At 43.3% G+C, this 17,550-nt stretch carries 10 protein-coding genes; all 10 read right to left on the reverse strand.

Features of this window, described 5'->3' with window-relative positions; genetic code table 11:
• Positions 1–66: 66 nt before the first annotated feature.
• The 10 genes from J4772_RS33480 to J4772_RS33525 all read right to left on the reverse strand — a co-directional run bounded on the left by J4772_RS33480 (position 67) and on the right by J4772_RS33525 (position 17,476).
• Positions 67–3,819, reverse strand: a complete 3,753-nt coding sequence (locus J4772_RS33480; protein WP_209073190.1) for a glycosyltransferase — start codon at positions 3,817–3,819, stop codon at positions 67–69.
• Between the two features lie 17 nt (positions 3,820–3,836).
• Positions 3,837–5,186 (reverse strand): ABC transporter ATP-binding protein, encoded by a 1,350-nt coding sequence (locus tag J4772_RS33485; RefSeq protein WP_209073191.1) that lies wholly within the window; start codon positions 5,184–5,186, stop codon positions 3,837–3,839.
• 11 nt (positions 5,187–5,197) lie between these two features.
• Positions 5,198–5,980: an ABC transporter permease gene (locus J4772_RS33490; RefSeq protein ID WP_209073192.1), complete on the reverse strand. Its 783-nt coding sequence runs from the start codon at positions 5,978–5,980 to the stop codon at positions 5,198–5,200.
• A 194-nt stretch (positions 5,981–6,174) separates the two neighbouring features.
• Positions 6,175–6,795: an adenylyl-sulfate kinase gene (cysC, locus tag J4772_RS33495; protein WP_209073193.1), complete on the reverse strand. Its 621-nt coding sequence runs from the start codon at positions 6,793–6,795 to the stop codon at positions 6,175–6,177.
• Positions 6,796–6,890: 95 nt separating this feature from the next.
• The gene (locus J4772_RS33500; protein WP_209073194.1) at positions 6,891–7,385 is read right to left on the reverse strand and encodes a hypothetical protein; all 495 of its coding nucleotides are present in this window, start codon (positions 7,383–7,385) and stop codon (positions 6,891–6,893) included.
• Positions 7,382–8,326: a glycosyltransferase family 2 protein gene (locus J4772_RS33505; protein WP_247740925.1), complete on the reverse strand. Its 945-nt coding sequence runs from the start codon at positions 8,324–8,326 to the stop codon at positions 7,382–7,384. Before J4772_RS33505 ends, J4772_RS33500 begins: the two co-directional genes overlap by 4 nt.
• 18 nt (positions 8,327–8,344) lie before the next feature.
• Positions 8,345–10,576, reverse strand: coding sequence for an O-antigen ligase family protein (locus J4772_RS33510; RefSeq protein ID WP_209073195.1), 2,232 nt, complete (start codon positions 10,574–10,576; stop codon positions 8,345–8,347).
• Positions 10,577–10,589: 13 nt separating this feature from the next.
• Complete coding sequence (locus tag J4772_RS33515) at positions 10,590–12,092, reverse strand: sugar transferase (RefSeq protein ID WP_209073196.1); 1,503 nt, start codon at positions 12,090–12,092, stop codon at positions 10,590–10,592.
• A 154-nt stretch (positions 12,093–12,246) separates the two neighbouring features.
• Positions 12,247–14,397, reverse strand: coding sequence for a hypothetical protein (locus J4772_RS33520; protein WP_209073197.1), 2,151 nt, complete (start codon positions 14,395–14,397; stop codon positions 12,247–12,249).
• Positions 14,398–14,524: 127 nt separating this feature from the next.
• Positions 14,525–17,476 carry an S-layer homology domain-containing protein gene (locus J4772_RS33525; RefSeq protein WP_209073198.1) on the reverse strand — a complete coding sequence of 984 codons (2,952 nt, stop codon included), beginning with the start codon at positions 17,474–17,476 and terminating at the stop codon, positions 14,525–14,527.
• Between the last annotated feature and the right edge of the window lie 74 nt (positions 17,477–17,550).

Here is a 17,550-nt window from a genome sequence, read left to right on the forward strand (position 1 = left end):
CAATAACCGCAATAACTTAATCGCCCGCCCCATATCCCCATTCCTTTCAATTCTTCCAATAATAGATTACAATTCAAGCAGTTGTTTGCCCTGAATACCGAAAGAAGCATCGGGAGAACCATAAATATGATCGAAGTTAACGCTCTTTAGCAGATCAAGCCTGCTAGTAGCATATGCCCCTGGTCCCAGCTTGCGTATGCCATGAATCGGCTCGCCGCAATAGGTTTCCAGATGCATGATTACCAACACAGCATCAGAATTCATCGAAAAAATGCGACTACGAATAGATATCGGGACTTCATTCCATTCCCGCTGCGAATCGGTAATTAGAACTGTTTCACCTTTATGGCTTTCGGCGATTCGCTTAACCGAATATTCGTCTTGTTCTCCGAAAAATAAAGAGTACGGATGAGGTGGGAACTTCCATTTGCGCTCCCATTTCTCTTCAAATTTACGCTTATTAATTTGGAATAAATCTCGATAAACCTGATTCTCCAACTTTTTAAAGCTAGCACTGCCATGATGATAGACAAATGCATCCTCTACAATTCCCAGTCGGAAGCCTTTGGCTCGTACACTCAGACAATAGTCATCGTCTTCAAACATCCCGATTCCGTATCGAATATCAAGCGGTCCTGCCTGTTCATATGCAGCCCTGCTCAAAGCCACACAATAGAAGCCCAGCAGTTCTGTATCTCTGACCCTGCCATCATAAAACGCGTAAAAGTCCTGCAGCCAGCGCTTATCTGCCCCCTGTATCGGATTGCCAACGAAGAAATCGAGCATCTGGTCATTGCCCACAGAGTTGGACATCGGACCTACAAGCCCTAATTTAGCATCTTGCTCCAGAGGACGAATCAGCTTTCTGATCCAGTTTTCCGGCACAATGGTATCATTGTTCAGCAAAATCAGGTAATCTCCAGTTGCCATTTCCAATCCTATATTGTTACCAGCAGCAAAGCCAAGATTTTCATTTGAGAGATACACCTTTAACCGCTCATTCGAGATAGACGCAAGCTGCAATCGAGTCTCATCCGTCGAGGCGTTGTCGACTACGATAACCTCATAATTTGGATAGTGACTATTTGCAAACACACTTTGCAAACATTGCTTCGTATATGCCCAGTTATTGTACGTTACGATGATCAAGCTTACTCTAGGATAGAAGCGCATATGTAGCATCGACAGCATCTCTTGATAACGAGTCTCCCAAGTATTAGCCGCAGCAAACACCTTCCGTTGAATCTGCAGCTCTTCGACATTGGCCTGCTCTAGGGCGCGCTTGATGCTGGTTTCAAAGTCCTTAACGGAATCGCATAGGAATACAAGCGAATCACCAATGAGCTCCACTTCCGGTAGCCGGGTAGATATAACAGGTTTGCCTGCTGCCAAGTATTCATACACCTTTACAGGATTGGTAGCAAGCGTTAGGTCGTATATTTTGAACGGAATCAAACAGACATCAAATCTATACAGGTATTGCGGCAACTGCGAATAGCTAATCTCCCCGGTAAATTTCACGTTAGACAAACGAGAGGCTTGTTCGATATCGCAGCCAAAAGTATCGCCGACTAGAACAAATGTCCATTCCGGGTGCTTATTTGCAAGCTCTGTTACCAGATCAATATCGAACCATTCAGAGATGGCGCCATAGTATCCAATAATTGGAGAAGTTACATCTCCCAGCTCTTCAGCCAATACAGACGGGATTTGCGAAAAGTAATGATATTCACCTGCATTACGCAGCAATGAGACCTTATCCCCCAAATTATGCAGCTTATCAAATAGACGTTGGGATGTGGCGATGACATGGTCTGCGCGCTCCATCATCACTTGTTCCTGATCGAGCATTTGCTTTGAGTTGGTGGAAAAGCCTGCGTGGTCGTCCATACAATCATAAATCGTTATGTTATCCGATAGCGCAAAAACAAGCGGAGCCCAGAAGGGCAAATCAACCAAAGAAACGGTTGAAAAAACATTGAATTTACGCTTCATAAGAAGCACCGAACGAAACAGCAGCTCTAAATCCTTACTATCGGCCAGCGAATCCCTGTATATATTCAGCGTCTTGAACGAGCAAAGCCTGACAATCCAGACATTGGTCATAGGGCTGGAATACTGAATTGCGGCCTCTAAAGCTTCATCGTCAAGATCCGTCCGTCCAACTCCCGTTGTTTCAACTGTAAAATAAAACACCGGAAAGCCATGCTGCGCGAACTTCGAACTCAATTGTTGCGGTCTCTGCCAGCGGAAATGCCAGTCGATCACTGGAAAGCGTAGTAATGCAAATCCAGCCGCAGTTCCGGTATCCAGAGCCGGACTGATCGTGAGGATATTAGCCGCTGCAGAGGGGCCTTCCGAGGCCGCAACATGTTCAACCTCCGCCAGAGACTTAATTCGAATAGGACTATATCTGGCCAGTTCCAGTTCCTTGGCAATCGGCCTTCTGCGAGCTTTATGCATCAGCCATCTTGAGAATTTCTTTCGCTCAACGCGATCCCCTTTCAAGAATTGTTCGTTCAGTCTACGCAGAAGCGTCATTGCCCTCCACGCCTTCGTCGTCATGGCCGCACTCAATTCGTTTTGATATTGAGTCAACACATTCTTGTTATGCTCGTAAGCAAACTGATAATCTTCCTTTTGCTGAAGCATTTGCTGTGCAGCGTTCAGCTTATGTTCCGTGATGTCCAGTTGTTCCCTAGTCTCCAAAGTCTCCTTGCATTGCTGCTCCAATTCAAGTTTGACCGCCTGCTCAGACTCCGCAATTTGCTGCAACTTTTGATTTTGACTTAAAATAATTGCTTCTAGCCGGGCTGACTCCAAGGACAGTAAACTTTCCTTTTCTGCTACTAGCTTATCCTTGTCTTTGAGTTGCTCCATAAGCTGAGTAATCGCTTTCGAGGCTTCAGTAATTGTAGTCTCCTGTTGAAGAATAATTCTGTCCTTTTCCTGATTGTCTCCAAGCAATCGATCGTAGTAAGTACCAGTCCGAAACGAAAACCGCTCAAGTTGGCTAGCCTCGATTATACGGATATCATACACTTCGTTAAATGGAATATTAATGGAATTCTCTACAGTAAAGTCCGTTTTACGAATCAGTACGATTGAACCATGCTCCTGCGAGTCGGAGTTGTTGCGCGACTTGCTCAGACCGGCGTAAATCGTTCCTTCAGTAATGCATAACCCTCGAACATACGAATCTAGTTGAAGTTTACGGATACTAGTTTCATTGTCAGTCTGGGCCCATATCTCTTTCTCTTCAGAGTTACACACATATAGTCGGTTATCGTCCCATTTCGGAGAATGAGGCTGGGATAGCCTATCAAGAAGGATTTCTCCACTTTGCACTTCGAAAACAATGCCATTGCCATTCGTGTTGTTCTTGTAGCCGCGATGCATATCAAATTTGCCGAATGCTGACACCACCAACTTGCCATTCCACATCTCCAGACAATTGAGATGCCAGCTATCCGACTTACATGGAAATGAATAGCGATGTTGAATCGCACCCTGCAGAGACATTTGAACGACTTCATTCGTACCTGTAGAAACCACGTACACACGATCTTTGTAAATGTATATATCATGGATATCGGAAATATCATCATGAATAAACGAACGAATTGAGCCATCCGGATAGTACACGAGAATCTCCGAATGATCATCATGTTGAATGGCCCTGTATAAGCAACCGTTATAGATAAAAACTCCCGTGGAGGAAATATGGTCGATGACCTCCACTTCCAGAAGATGATTAACAGTAAACAATCCACCATTGTTGGGGGAGGATACTAGCAGAAGTTGCTGGGAAGTAAACACGTCGTCACCTTCCTGCTTTAATCTAATAACTGAAAATTTACGTTCAAATCGACAATTCCCGTAAAAGGGTATTCGCTCGTCACTTCAAACAGAATCGCATCATTTCTTCGGTCGACAGCCTTAGCCTCGCCGTTAAGCTCCTCCTCGGAGATCCCGACAGACAAAGAATACTTTCCAGCAGTCACGTTCAATTTAAAGCTGTATTTAAGTATGCAGATTTCGTTTGCTTGCCTTGGGGCAAGATCAATGCGAGCCATGCTGGTATTAAATCCGCTGACAACAACTCCATCAATCGTTTTGAGAAGCAGACCGAAGATGACACGGTCTACTTGCTCGTGAAACAAACACTTAATATATACTGTAACAAGACTATTTGAGAGAATATAAGTCGGATTCACTTGCCCCCCTCCGACTTCTAAACAATAGTCAATAATCGAGGCCCTCTGGTCTCCCCATCGAAACTCCCCCGGGTTATATGTGCCGTGCCGAGAAAACACATCCTCGGTCTGATTGGAAAAAAATTCACTGTCGAGTTCGATCAACTCCCTACCGAGAGGACCTTTTGCAAAGCGAACTTCTTCAGCAGCACTTTTCCTGGTGACTAATTCCATTTTCCCGCTTTGCGTTAAAGATTGTGTATACAGGTTTACGATATCATTGACAGCCCCATCGGCTACCATCCTTCCTTGCTCCATAAACAATGCCCGCTGACAATGCCTCGTAATAAGCTCAAGAGAGTGCGTTACGAACAAAATTGTCGTGCCGCTTCGTTTTAAAGCATCAAACTTCGCGAAACACTTATTTTGAAATGCGATGTCGCCGACAGACAATGCTTCGTCCACGATCAAAATATCAGGATCCGTACTGATCGCGCTAGCAAAGGCCAGACGTACAAACATCCCGCTCGAGTAGGCCTTGACCGGCTGGTAGACGAAGTCGCCAATATCTGCGAAATCCAGAATCCCCGCGATCTTGCGATCCATTTCCTCTTTGGTGAAACCCATAATATATCCATTCATGTAGACATTATCGATGCCGTTGAGCTCAGGGTTGAAACCCGCTCCCAACTCCAACAGTGAGGCCATTGTACCAGATACGCTTACGGTGCCCGAGGTTGGGGTTAAAACACCCGCGATAATTTTCAGCAAAGTGGATTTGCCAGACCCGTTCTGTCCAATAATACCGACGATTTCCCCTTTGCCAATCTCCATTGTAAGATCATGAAGTGCATGGAAATCCCTATGATACTGTTTCCGACTAAAGCTCAATGCTTCCTTTAGACGATCCTTCTCCCTATCGAACAACTTATAGATTTTGCTGATATTGTTTACCTTGATTACACCATTCCCAACCTGATCTTCCCCCATATCGGCCTCCACTACAGTACATCCGAGAAATGCGGTCTTAGTCGTCTGAAGACAAATCGCCCCAACAAAACCGCACATAAAGCTACGGACCAAAAAATTATCGTTAAATACGGTTTGTTCTGCCAAAACCAAACTTCTCCAAACAATGAGTTGCGATAGCCTTCCACAATGTAATACATAGGATTATATTGTAAAATATTTGCGTATTTCTCCGGAATTAGCGATATGGACCAGAAAATCGGTGTCAACCAAAAACCCAACTGCAACAACATACCAATGAACGGAGAAATATCCTTAACAAATATCACTACAGACGACGCAAGCAATGCCAAACCGTACAACAAAAAAATCATAGCTGCCAGATAATAAATTAACTGCAAATTATATATCTGAAGGGTATACCCATAGCTCACGTATAGAATAAACAATACCGCGATAAAAAAGAGATGCACAAATAGCGAAGAGAGCATACGGACTACTGGCAATAGTTCCACATCAAAAACGACTTTCTTGACGAGAAACCTATTGTCAGAAATGCTATTCGTTGCATACATTAGTGTTTCTTGGAAATAAAACCATGGAATAATCCCTGCAACCAACCATAGAATGTAGGGAATTTGTCCGACCGGAACAGACCTGAAGCCAATCTGAAAGACAAACCAATATACAAGAATTGTAATCGTCGGCTGGATAAATGCCCATACTATGCCCAGCAACGACCCAAAATATTTGGAGGAAAAGTCCTGTTTGGCAAATGTCCAGATTAGATGCCGCTTTTGCACAATCTTGATCATAAATATACAGTATCCTTTTTAATGTAGGTTACATTCGATAAACCGCATAAGATTAGTAATCTCTGTTCTCAGCATATTCTAACAGAGTTGTGGCTTGAGTGCTAACTCAGACAAATAATGCGTGGGTAACAACACTGGTCAACTTAATCGCAAATAAATTACTTATCGGCCTCCGAAGCCTTAATGGAGTGTCATCAAACGTCAACAGTACAGTCTATGTACTGGTTCTTCTCCAAGTAATCCATAATAGTTTGTACAGATTCTTCGATGGATTGTTTATCTGTTTCCAACATAATTTCAGGTGATGAAGAAACTTCGTAAGGAGCAGAGATACCTGTAAATTCCTTAATTTCTTTCGCTCTTGCACGCTTGTACAATCCTTTAGGATCACGACGCTCACATTCTGCTACATCACACTTGACATAGACTTCAATAAATTCGTTAGCAGCAAACATATCTCTCACCATCTCTCTATCCTCTCTGTAGGGAGAGATAAAGGCAGCAATCGTAAACAAGCCCGCATCTACGAACAGCTTGGCTACTTCCCCGATACGTCGAATATTCTCTTTGCGATCTTCAGGGCTGAAGCCCAAATCGCGATTCAAACCATGTCGAACGTTATCACCGTCTAGAACGTACGCGCTAACTTTTCGCTCAAACAAACGTTTCTCGACTTCATTAGCAATAGTTGACTTGCCTGCAGCGGAGAGTCCTGTCAACCACAGGACGCAGCTTTTATGCTGGTTCATTTGTCTACGATCCGAGACCGTAATTTTATAATGATGTCTATAAACTTCATTTTGGGGCGAGTTCATTGTAAGCTCCTTGGATTCACAGTCATGTCCTTTACTAAGCAGTTTTTATGTAAATAGCTTCTCATAAGCTATTCCTAGCACAGGATTTCTTTGTCCTACTCCACCTTATACCCCCCACGAACCAAAACAATCAATCCTTTTGCCTGCTTAGGATCCGCCTCTACGCCCCTGCCCCCCCTCGGAGCAAGGATGAGATGATTATTAGCTAGCGGCTTCCCTGGAGCGATGTCAAGTCCGTCTGTTAGATCGGATAAGCCGTTTTTATCGGAACTGTAGGCAACGGCTTTCCCGGACCGCACAATAATCTCAGCTCCATCTTCCACAATGAGCTTGCTGCCCCATGGGAGCGTTACAACTTCAAGCGTTGCCGAACCGCTTTCTTTGCCGCCTGTTTTCTTGTCGAGCTCCGCTTTAACTAATTTAGCTACGGCTTGATCCACATAACTCTTCGTTACGATTGGATCATCAATATTACCTGGAGTAGAAGAGCCATCTGCCTGAGCGGATTGATACCAACCGATCGCTCCTACAACGACCACCAGCACGATAATAGAAATAAACTTTAATGTATGCTTCTTCAAGACGTTCACCTCATTATTGTGTTTGTATTTTCACGTCGATCCCAGAATCCCGGATGCATACTCATTCCTCTACGCATTTTTCTTGGAAGTGTATGATAGAGTAGTCCTAATCTATACCCGATGTATTTGACTATGGACTCCCCGATCCACAAGGGGATCCACCGCCAATTATTAGGTCGAATGAGTTGGCGAACTTGTGATTTAAGCAACTGGCCTCCCTGGCCCTCTGCAGAGGTGTAATCTAGTATCCAGCGGTTCATGCCGAGGGCACCGCCGATGTCGAAATATCTCTTGAAAGTTTGCCGCAACGTATAATTATGCGAATGATCTACCTGAGCATCTGCTGCATAGGCCACCTTATAACCAGCCAGTATACATTTTGCGGAAAGCATCATATCCTCGCTTACAATGATCGGCTCAGGGAATTTCCCCACTTTATAGAATACAGAGGTCTTAACAGCTGAGCAGACATTTGTGAAGAAAAATGTCTTGATCCCATATCTTTGTATATCCTCTTTAGACTTGTAAAACGACTGTGGCGGGTAATTGAACTCTTTGGTAATTTTCTCCAAAAACTGAGTTCCCGGCAAAGATATTTGCCTTCCGTGCGCAGCCGCCACTTGTTCATCCTGCAATGGTTTAATCAGATTTTCGATGAAGAACACATTGTGCGGCATAGCATCCTGCGTAAGAAACAGAAGAACATCTCCCGTTGCATGTGAAGCTGCGAAATTTCTTGTACCGCCGTGATCAAACTCTTCTTGCTTAACCGTTAACACAATGGCACCCAATGATTTGGCAATATCGACCGTTTGATCCGTAGATGAGGAATCTACGACTATGGTTTCATGTGGTTGGATAGATTGACTTTTTAATCCATAAATTAACTTCTCTATATACTGGGTAGCATTTAAGGTCGGAATGATGACTGAAACTCGGATGACACTCACCTCCCTTTACTCTTTTGCCTATCGTGGCTTTACTTTTTCATATGCAGACCGAACAACATTCGTAACTTGGAAGGGCCTGAGCAGTTCAATCGTCTCCGGCAGCTCCCGTATTATCTGCTCTTGCTTCTCCATCCTTAAATAAAGCTGCTCGATCTGTTGCGCCAGTTCAACTAACTTACCAGAATCAGTAGCCGACTGCTGCGCCTCGTACTGTCTCAATAGTTCTTTAGCCGTCAACTCATACAAAGCTGTGTCAAAGGGATAATCATTAATTTTTTCTAGCAAAATTTCAGAAGCGCGTTCAGAATCGTTATTCCTTAGCGCAATATAGTAATTTAAATCCACTATCTCACGATATCTTCTCTCATGCTGATTTAAGCGCTCTGCGTAGCTGCTCGCTTTCTCGAGATACGCAGGATCTTCAGTTTGATCGAACACCTGCAGATTCAGAACCGTCGCTTGATAGAGCGCTACAGGATGATTTGGAGATACGTCCAGAGCCGCAGTCAGTTCCGCCTGAACTGTCGCAAACGCCCTTTGGCTTTCCAAAGCCGCCTGGGCCTTGTTGAACTTTTCAAGTGCATACATTTGCCTTACAACAAAAACAAAAACGATAACACCAACCACTGATAGGGAAGCTGCCGCTGTCCACTTCACTTTGTTAAGCCCGCGCTTGGTGATTTGAATCTTTAACTTTCCATTATGCATACCAGCCAAAACACCTAGACAGAAGAATACAATAAATGTATAGAACAAGTAACTCATCTCAAAATCAATCAACGAATGCAACAGAATCGTACTCGGAACGATATAGTAAAAAACACTAGCTGTAGAGAATTCAGCAAGTTGACGGCGTTTCCTAATATAGTGCACAAAGGTTGTCACAACAACCCCCAAGAATACGATTAGCCCTACCAGACCAGTTTCCACTAGCAGTTGAAAGAGATAGCTATGAGGTTGAGCGCTTAAATAAGCATAGGATTGATATTGCTCATAGTATGACTCCCACGCCCCGCGTCCCGATCCGAATATTGGGTTTTCCGCCCAGATCTTAAGGGCATCCTTATACATGGTGAGTCGCTCATAAACGGAATGGGTCTCCCAGCTAATGTTGCCGACTCGAGCTCGAATCACTTCGGGCAAAAGCTTGTTGATTGCTGGGATTGCAACGACCAAGGCTCCGATCAATGTCAAAACAAGCGTTATTGCAGGCATGATGAATACTCCGATATTGGACGAGTTCCACTTTTCCGCCAGTTTATCTATTTTGGGTCCCAACCAACGTTCTGAGAAATAAATAGCTGCTGCTGATACCCCCGATGCAGCGATAAGCAGTAACCAATGGGGGAGAGACTGATTGGAAAAGAAAGAAATTGTTTCATACACAACGGCTGCTGCTTTGGCACTTTGAATACGCTGAAAAGTTTCTTCCCCCGCATTTTGCAATGGGCTGTAAACCAACAAAGCTAGGATCAGTGGAACAACTGAATATAATATTAGCTTAAGTTGTTCCCTGAACCTAAAGAGCAACAACGTAGCGATTGCAATAATCGGCAGAATAAATACGGCCCCTCTGGAGAGAGTCAGTAAGAAGGACAATATCACTGGCACGAGCATGAAACCATGGCTTAGGAGAGCCCACTTAGTCTGTACCTCTATCACTTTCGTCAACAAAACAATCCACAAGGTTAGAAGCAGCACTGCATAAGCATTCGGATACTGGAAAATAGAAGATATTCTAACTCCTTCGTTCATGGAAAGAGCATCATTAAGGTAGACATTGCCGAACAGATTTAGAAAACCATAACCAACAACCAGATAGCCGAACAGAATGTACAGCCGCGGAAAATATTCAACGAGTCGGCGGTAACCCGCGACAAATGTTCCTGCAATGAATAAGACCGCAATCATAAAACCAAACCATATACTATGCTTCATCATATAGTCGCTTTCAGAATTCATACTACTTACAACATATACGATTCCGAGGGCTACCCCTGCAAGAGTGTAGATGTCCCTGTGTTGAAGCTCATAATCTTTCTTAAGAAAATGAATTGCGACCCATAGACAGCCAGTAAAGCTTATCAGTAAGCTGTACAGAATGGGAGGTTCATAAGTAAGATTGATTAAACTTGAATGAAGACTTAGTCCATTAAATATCCCTTTTGTTGTCAGACTAAGAATAAATAAGGCTGACAACCACAACCAAGCGAATATTTCCAATGCGCCAACCTGATTTCGCTTCTTCAAACCGGACACTCCCTTAATATGCGCCTTCCCCTTTTAAAACAGCAGGAATTGTTTTTATAAGTATCTTCAGTTCCAGATAAACGCTCCAATGCTCTATATAATAAATATCCAGGTCAATCCATTGTTTGAAATCCAAATCGCTTCTCCCGCTAACTTGCCACAGTCCTGTCATTCCTGGGAGCACATCCATTCTCCGCCAGTGGTAGTCCGAGTATAGTTCAACCTCTCGCGGAAGAGGTGGCCGAGGCCCAATTAGACTCATTTCTCCTTTTAATACGTTGATCAACTGAGGAAGTTCATCAATCGAATACTTCCGTAAAAAGCGTCCAACATTAGTAATTCTCGGATCATCTTTGAGCTTAAACGCAGGTCCGTCCTTAACCTCATTTCTTTGTGCTAATTGATCTTGCATCTTCTCAGCTTGTTCATACATAGATCGAAATTTGATCATGCGAAACGTTCGACCGTGCTTACCGACCCGAACTTGGCGGTAGAATACCGGCCCCTTCGATTCTGCCTTAATCACAATAGCCGAAAGCAAGAAAATCGGGGAACCAACTAGCAGCAAAAACATACTTCCAACCACATCTGCTATTCTCTTCAATATGATATTCAACCCACGCAACGGAGTCTTCACAATTTGCAAGCATGGATAGTTCGAATCATTGCTAAATGTAAAGACGCCAGATATCCGATCAAACATTTCCGGAATGATGCGAATATCGACATCATACTTATAGATGGAAGTTAGAAGCTTCTCAACAAGTGGCTTCTCCGATGGAATAGTGACATAGATAATATCTACTCTACTTTTATTAAGCACCTTCTCCAGATCAGAAATTTTACCTACAACCCAATCCGCTTGTTTATTGTCATCCAAATAACCGATTAGCCGGAATCCTTCTGCCGGTCTTGCGGACATTTTCTCCGCCAATTCCAGTCCAACTTTTCCCGCCCCGACGATCAGAACGCGCTTGATCGCTATCCCGCGCTTGTTCAATATTCCAAGTAGCCATTTTTTCGTCATAACCCATACAGCAGCTTCTGTAACAATCATTATAAGGAATAAAACAAGAGTAACACGCGAGTATAAAAATGTCGTTTTTAACAAAAAGGTAATTCCCAGCGTCAAAAGAACTGCATGAATGGAAGACCGGCATCGTTGAACAAACGACTCCCATAACGTATTCCCTTGACCATTATGTAGTTCGAACTGTACCCTTGTAAAAATGTGAATAAACAGAAAAATTGCCAAGAACAGCATATATTCATCCAACACGAGAACCGTCTGTCCCCATTGAAAGGGGTTTAAACGCGAAGTTCCCGGATACTCCGGTACCACTCGAATAGCCATCAGCAAATAAAAAGTTACTGTATATCCAATATACTCGGCGAGGTGAAAAATCTGATTGAGCCAAACAACCATCCTATTGGAACGGAGACGGCTTTCTGCCACATTGCCGATCTTTCGTATTCTTACGCTATTCATTGCCTCCATCGCTTTCATTTTATCCATCCTGTATTCTCCAATTATGAGAATTCTATTATTCTAGTTTAACACATTATCAGTTAGCTGCGTGTCTTTCGTTGCTGAAGATTTGCTAATCTTGTCGACTTGCTCCCAATAGGAAAGCCGCCCGCATCAATCGAAGCGGAGCGGCCAGCGCCTACTAATTCAGTTTTCTGTCAACATACCAAGGAATCGTTTGTGTTGCAATAAGAGTCTTATAACCAGGCTCTACTTGATAATACACATTGAGTCTGAAGTCCTTCAGTACACGAATCAGACTGACAAACTGCTCATCGTACCACGGAGCTAAATTAAGGGTATTGTTTCCAAATTTTAACGCTGTATTTTCTTCTCCATTTGTTGTTCCGTCTTCATTAGGCAAAGAAAGTTCCCGCGAGAAAGAATAATTATGAGTCTCGTCCTTAATCTCGATAACAATTTTATGATCTTTCGTATTTGCCTTTGTGAGTAGATCCCTTGATAGAGTATAATCAAAGCCCATCGTTATTTCATTTTTGTCAAACCGGGTTTGTGTACCAATACGAGTGATGGAAAATTCAAAAGGAGCTAAGGCCAATTTTTGCATATTATCTTGAACTTCCTTAGCCGTAGGCAATGCCATCACATGTGGGTCGATGTACCCAATTAACTGTTCGGTTGGATCTGTGTTCTGTCCACCCTCCGCTTTCTGCTCAGTTAGCGCTTTACCAACTACCAGCTTGATATCTTTTACGTCAACTCCTTTAGGAATAAGACTTGTAACGTACACGATTGCTGAACCGCCAGTAGTTAATTTTTGCGACACATTTGCAAACTTTGCCGGATAGACATTCCCGTCTGGCTTCTCGAAATACCCCGCTAACGATTTCATGGAGGCTTGACGCTTTTCTAAATTCTTTACTTCGAGCTTGGCAACAAGGAGATTAGCTGAAGAACCCTCAAATACATTCTGCTCCTTGACGGAAACTGCCGATCGATAGCCTATATCTTCTATCTGGAATCCGCCTGTTGCTGTAACCATTGGAATCGGGTCAAAATTTGCCTTAAGTGCAAATTTTACTAGATCTGTCGTCTGCTCGTTCGTACCTTGAGTTGTTTCTTTCTGTTGTAAAACAACATTGAGCTTATCAATATCAAACGTATATGGCACCTTTGTTACGATCTGAATGTTAGATGAAGCCCCTGCAGGAATAGAAATAACTTTATTGTTGCTTGTGACCGAAGCTGACTTTTCGATCGATGAATTAAAAAGATATTTTGCAGATAAATTTGGATATGGCAATGAGGCTTTTGTCGTATTGGCGATTGTCAGATTAGCAATAATAAGGTCTTCATCTTCAATCGGCAATCGATTTAGTGAGTTAAGCTTAACGTTATAGATGCCCTTAGCCGTTGTAATTGTATAGTATTTTCCTTTTACTTCACCTGTATCGATCTGAGAACTTACCAAATTAAACATTGCTATTCCTTGTTTATCTTTGCCCTCATTCTTCGGATTTACAATCACCAATTTCCAATTTCTCTGTTCAACAGAAATCGGTATTGTCGTAGTCAGTAAAAACTCTTTATCCATCAATGGGTCGAGTTCAGTCCCCTTAACATCTGATGCATTCAGTGGATACATGAGTTGGTTTGATGTCATAACATAAAATTGGTAATCTGGCAACGTAATCGAACGGTTACCTTCATTTTTTATTGATAGATTGATCTGAGGTATGTAATACTTTTCACTTACCCCAGTTGTAGTTTGTTTTACTTGAAAGACAGCTTTCATGTCTTCATTGATGACCCTGCGTGCTTGTGTAGAAGGTGTCGACATATTATAGTTGCTCGGAACGCTTATTTTACCCAATACTTTTGTGTAATTGCTAGCGGAGAAGTCCCACTGAATAATTTGAATGACCAAATCGCTTGCTTTAATGGAGGCCCCTGCAGTTCCTACGAAATCTATGTTACGGCTTGACCTTGCCGCGACACTCTTAATATTCGAATCAACCATTTGTAGATTTAACTTAGATCCATTCTTTGTTGTAACTTTTACCCAATAATCAAGAAAGTTGAGCTCAGAGTTGCTGTTATTAGTAATTGTGAGTGTTAACGACACAATCTGGTTCGTATTCGCCGGCAATACGAACAAATTACTGATTTTCGCATTTACATTCGCCTTGAGTTTTACATTCCCTAGTGTGGTCGGTTCCAAAACCTTCACACTATTTTCTTTCGTACTTTCTGCATGAACTGTCGGCTGCACATTGCTTACTAACATTAGAAGTGCAAGCATGAGCAAAAGCGCATTGATCTTAGCTTTCAATGGTATTCATCCTCCTACCAACGATATCTTCTTACTAATATAAACGTTTTGTAGAATAGATAAGTTGCGCATGAGCAATAAAAAAAGACTGTCAAGCTAAGCTTGACAGTCTTTTTTATTTAGTTTCTTACAGGTAAACCAGTACGGATACTGTCTTACCATTTGGTGCGTGTGCTGTAAGAACGAACTCAGTTACACCTGCACCGATGCCGATCTGGTTGCTCGCATTCAGAGTAACCGTTCCGCCTTTGATGTTGCTGATGCTATACGTGATACCGATCAAATTCTTGTAGTTGTCGATACTAGCACCAGTATATTCAATGCCATAGTTATCAACAGCTTTCAGACCAGGCATCAAATCAACAGCATTGTGAGTAGCAGCAGTAGTTTGCTTGTTGCCTTCGTCAGTAGTCAATTTCTCTACTGTTACTGCATCATTCTTAACCGTTACTGTTCCAGTCGTGTTAAGAACTTCACCCTTAGCCGTGTAGACCGTTGCGTTAACGGATACCGTACCAACTTTTTGACCAAGGATATAGTAATTTTGAGCTGTAACGCCTGGTACTTCCGAAGTCACACCAGCAGTTTCCTTACCAACTTCAGCAATTGCGCCGTTAGAAACCGTTACGTTCTGTACCAGTTCACCAGGGAATGCTACAGAAATGCCAGCGGAATCCTTAGCTGCAATGCCGACCTTCTTATGAAGGTTGCCAGTTACAGCATTTTCAGCCGCATATGCACTGTCAGCAACTGCAAACAGGTTACCCATATCTTTAAGCGTGTAAGTTAAGTCTACCTTAGTTGGGTCAATCGATTCGATAGCTTGAGCTGCTGTCGAAATCGTTGTGTTTGAAGCGCCACCAGTACCCAATTTGATAAGCTCAGCCTTGAATTGCACTTTTCCATATTGGCCAGGCTTCGTGTCAAATGTGAAACCGTCGTTAAAGTTCTCAGTAGCTGCGTATTGTTTTACAGCTGCTGCTGCAGTTGCAGTTGCACCTACTCCAGCTGTGCCAATTGCATTAGTACCTCTACCTTTCAGCAGAGTTCCCGAAGTTCCGTCGGTGTTGAAGAAGTACACATCAACTACATAGCCCGTAGGGATAGGGAGATCTGCACCATACTGGTCTCTAACTTTAACAGTGAAGTCGGAGTTAGCGCCCAGAACAGCTTTCGGATCCGAGGATCCAGTTACAGCAAGAGATTCTGGTTTACGAGGATCTTGAATTGTGATCGTCATCGTTTTGTAGTCTTGGGCATCAATTTCAGTAATGCTCAGGCTTACAAATACTACTTGCTTAGCTTGGGCAGCAGCAGTAACGCCATTGATCAAGATTTTGCCTTTGTTAGGTCCGGATTGAACCAGCGTAGAACCAGCGTTGACATTGCCGCTAACATTAGCTTTGATTCTTGCATAGTTAACAGGATCTACGATTTCGTCTACAGTCAGTTCATTTCCTTCAACATCATATGCAAGAACTGGAACATAGAACTGTTTCGCAGTGTCGCCTTCAGCGATTACGCCCGTGAACTCACCCAGGCCAATCTTTGTAGCAACTTTTGCATTGCTTACTTTTACAGTAGCCGTGTCGGAAGCACCGCCAACATAAACGGTCAGCGTGTAATCGCCAGACTTGGCTTCTTTTTGAGTCAATGTAACTTTGGATTCGAACGTGTTATCGCTGTCGAAGTCATCCGTTACAACACTCAATTTGTTCGGTTGAGGAGTGATGAATCCATTAAAGCTAGAAGGGGAAAGCGTTACGCTTTGATCCTTCGTAATCGGGTTGCCGTACTGATCAAAAAGGTTAACCGGAATAGTAGCAACTTCACTTGCGTTAGTCAAGCTCGTTTTGGAACCAGCATATTGCACATCGCCAAACTCCATCTTTGTAACGAATGGAATGTTGCCGATTTTGAACGTTTTGCTAACTTGAACGCGAGTATCGTTGAAGTAAACCGTCAACGGAAGCGGGCTAACACCTTGAGTAAGGATGGAAGTAGCAGGAGTACCTGCTGTTGCATTCGTATTCAGTACTACCAAGAGGTACCCTTCAGCATCCTTAGTAATACGTTCGCCAAGTCCGTTGTAACCTGTGAATACGGAATAATCAGAAGCAGGGAAAGATGCCAGTTCATCGTATTGGTTTTTAGCCGCAACTTTTACTTTAGCGTTTGCTGTGTACGCGATTTCCGCAGAAGCTGTTACAAACTCCAGAGACTTAACAGCTTCCTTCTCAGCTTTGAAGCTAGCGCTAGCAGTAGCGATATCTTCAACGCCGCTCAGAGTAACTGTGTACTCGCCTTCGGAGATCTTAACGTCCTTCAAAGGAAGCGTAGCAACTTTCTTGTCTTCGGACCAAGTTACTTTGTCAAGAGTTACGTTAACGGAACCCTTTTTCAAAGCGAATGCAGCTTTCTCAATGTCAACCGCTTTGTCAAGCGTAACTTCTACTTTTTTGATACCTGCAGCTTTAGCAGAAACCACAGAAACCTTAGCAGGCTCAGTTGGGTTCAGCTTCTCATAAACCGAGTAGCCAACAAGGATCGTTTGGCCGCGAGTAGCGTCAGCTTTGTAGTCAAGACCAGTAGCGATCAGACCAGCGTCCAGAGCAGCCTTGATGTAAGGAGCAGCCCATGTGGAAGCACCTTCAACTGCTTCAGCTTTCTCGTCGATTTCCAGGCCAGCAGCTTGAACAGCAACTTTGATCACTTGCTCAACTGTTACGTTAGCTTTAGGATCGAATTTGCCGTTGTAGCCTTCAACCAAACCTGCTTTAGCAGCAGCTTCGATTGCGCCATACCACCATTGCTTGGAGTTAACGTCGGAGAAAGTTGCCGTAGCAGGCTTCTCTTGGGCCAATCCGGAGATGGCGATAGCGATCGTAGCGAACTCAGCGCGGTTCAGGTTAGCGTCCAGACGAGCATCGCCGTCAGGGTTACCTTTCAGTACGCCTTTATCAACAAGTGCTTGGTATTTCTGTGCAACCGTCAATTCAGTGTCGGCTGCAGATGCCATGGATGCGAACAAGCCGAATACCAGGGCGAAGGAAAGCAGAATAGATAAACTTTTCTTCATAACCTTTTTTTCTCCTCCTCGAGAAAATATCTGTTGTGTTTGTGTGTGAAAATTATAGCTCGAATCTCTCATTG

It is taken from the genome of Cohnella sp. LGH (genome assembly GCF_017671885.1).
Taxonomy (GTDB): Bacteria; Bacillota; Bacilli; order Paenibacillales; family Paenibacillaceae; genus Cohnella; species Cohnella phaseoli.

Bases quoted from the DNA above. Each gene is read 5' to 3' on its own strand.
- J4772_RS33485 (WP_209073191.1), bottom strand. From the start codon at position 5,186: ATGGGGGAAGATCAGGTTGGGAATGGTGTAATCAAGGTAAACAATATC.
- J4772_RS33490 (WP_209073192.1), bottom strand. From the start codon at position 5,980: ATGATCAAGATTGTGCAAAAGCGGCATCTAATCTGGACATTTGCCAAA.
- cysC (WP_209073193.1), bottom strand. From the start codon at position 6,795: ATGAACTCGCCCCAAAATGAAGTTTATAGACATCATTATAAAATTACG.
- J4772_RS33515 (WP_209073196.1), bottom strand. From the start codon at position 12,092: ATGGATAAAATGAAAGCGATGGAGGCAATGAATAGCGTAAGAATACGA.
- J4772_RS33525 (WP_209073198.1), bottom strand. From the start codon at position 17,476: ATGAAGAAAAGTTTATCTATTCTGCTTTCCTTCGCCCTGGTATTCGGC.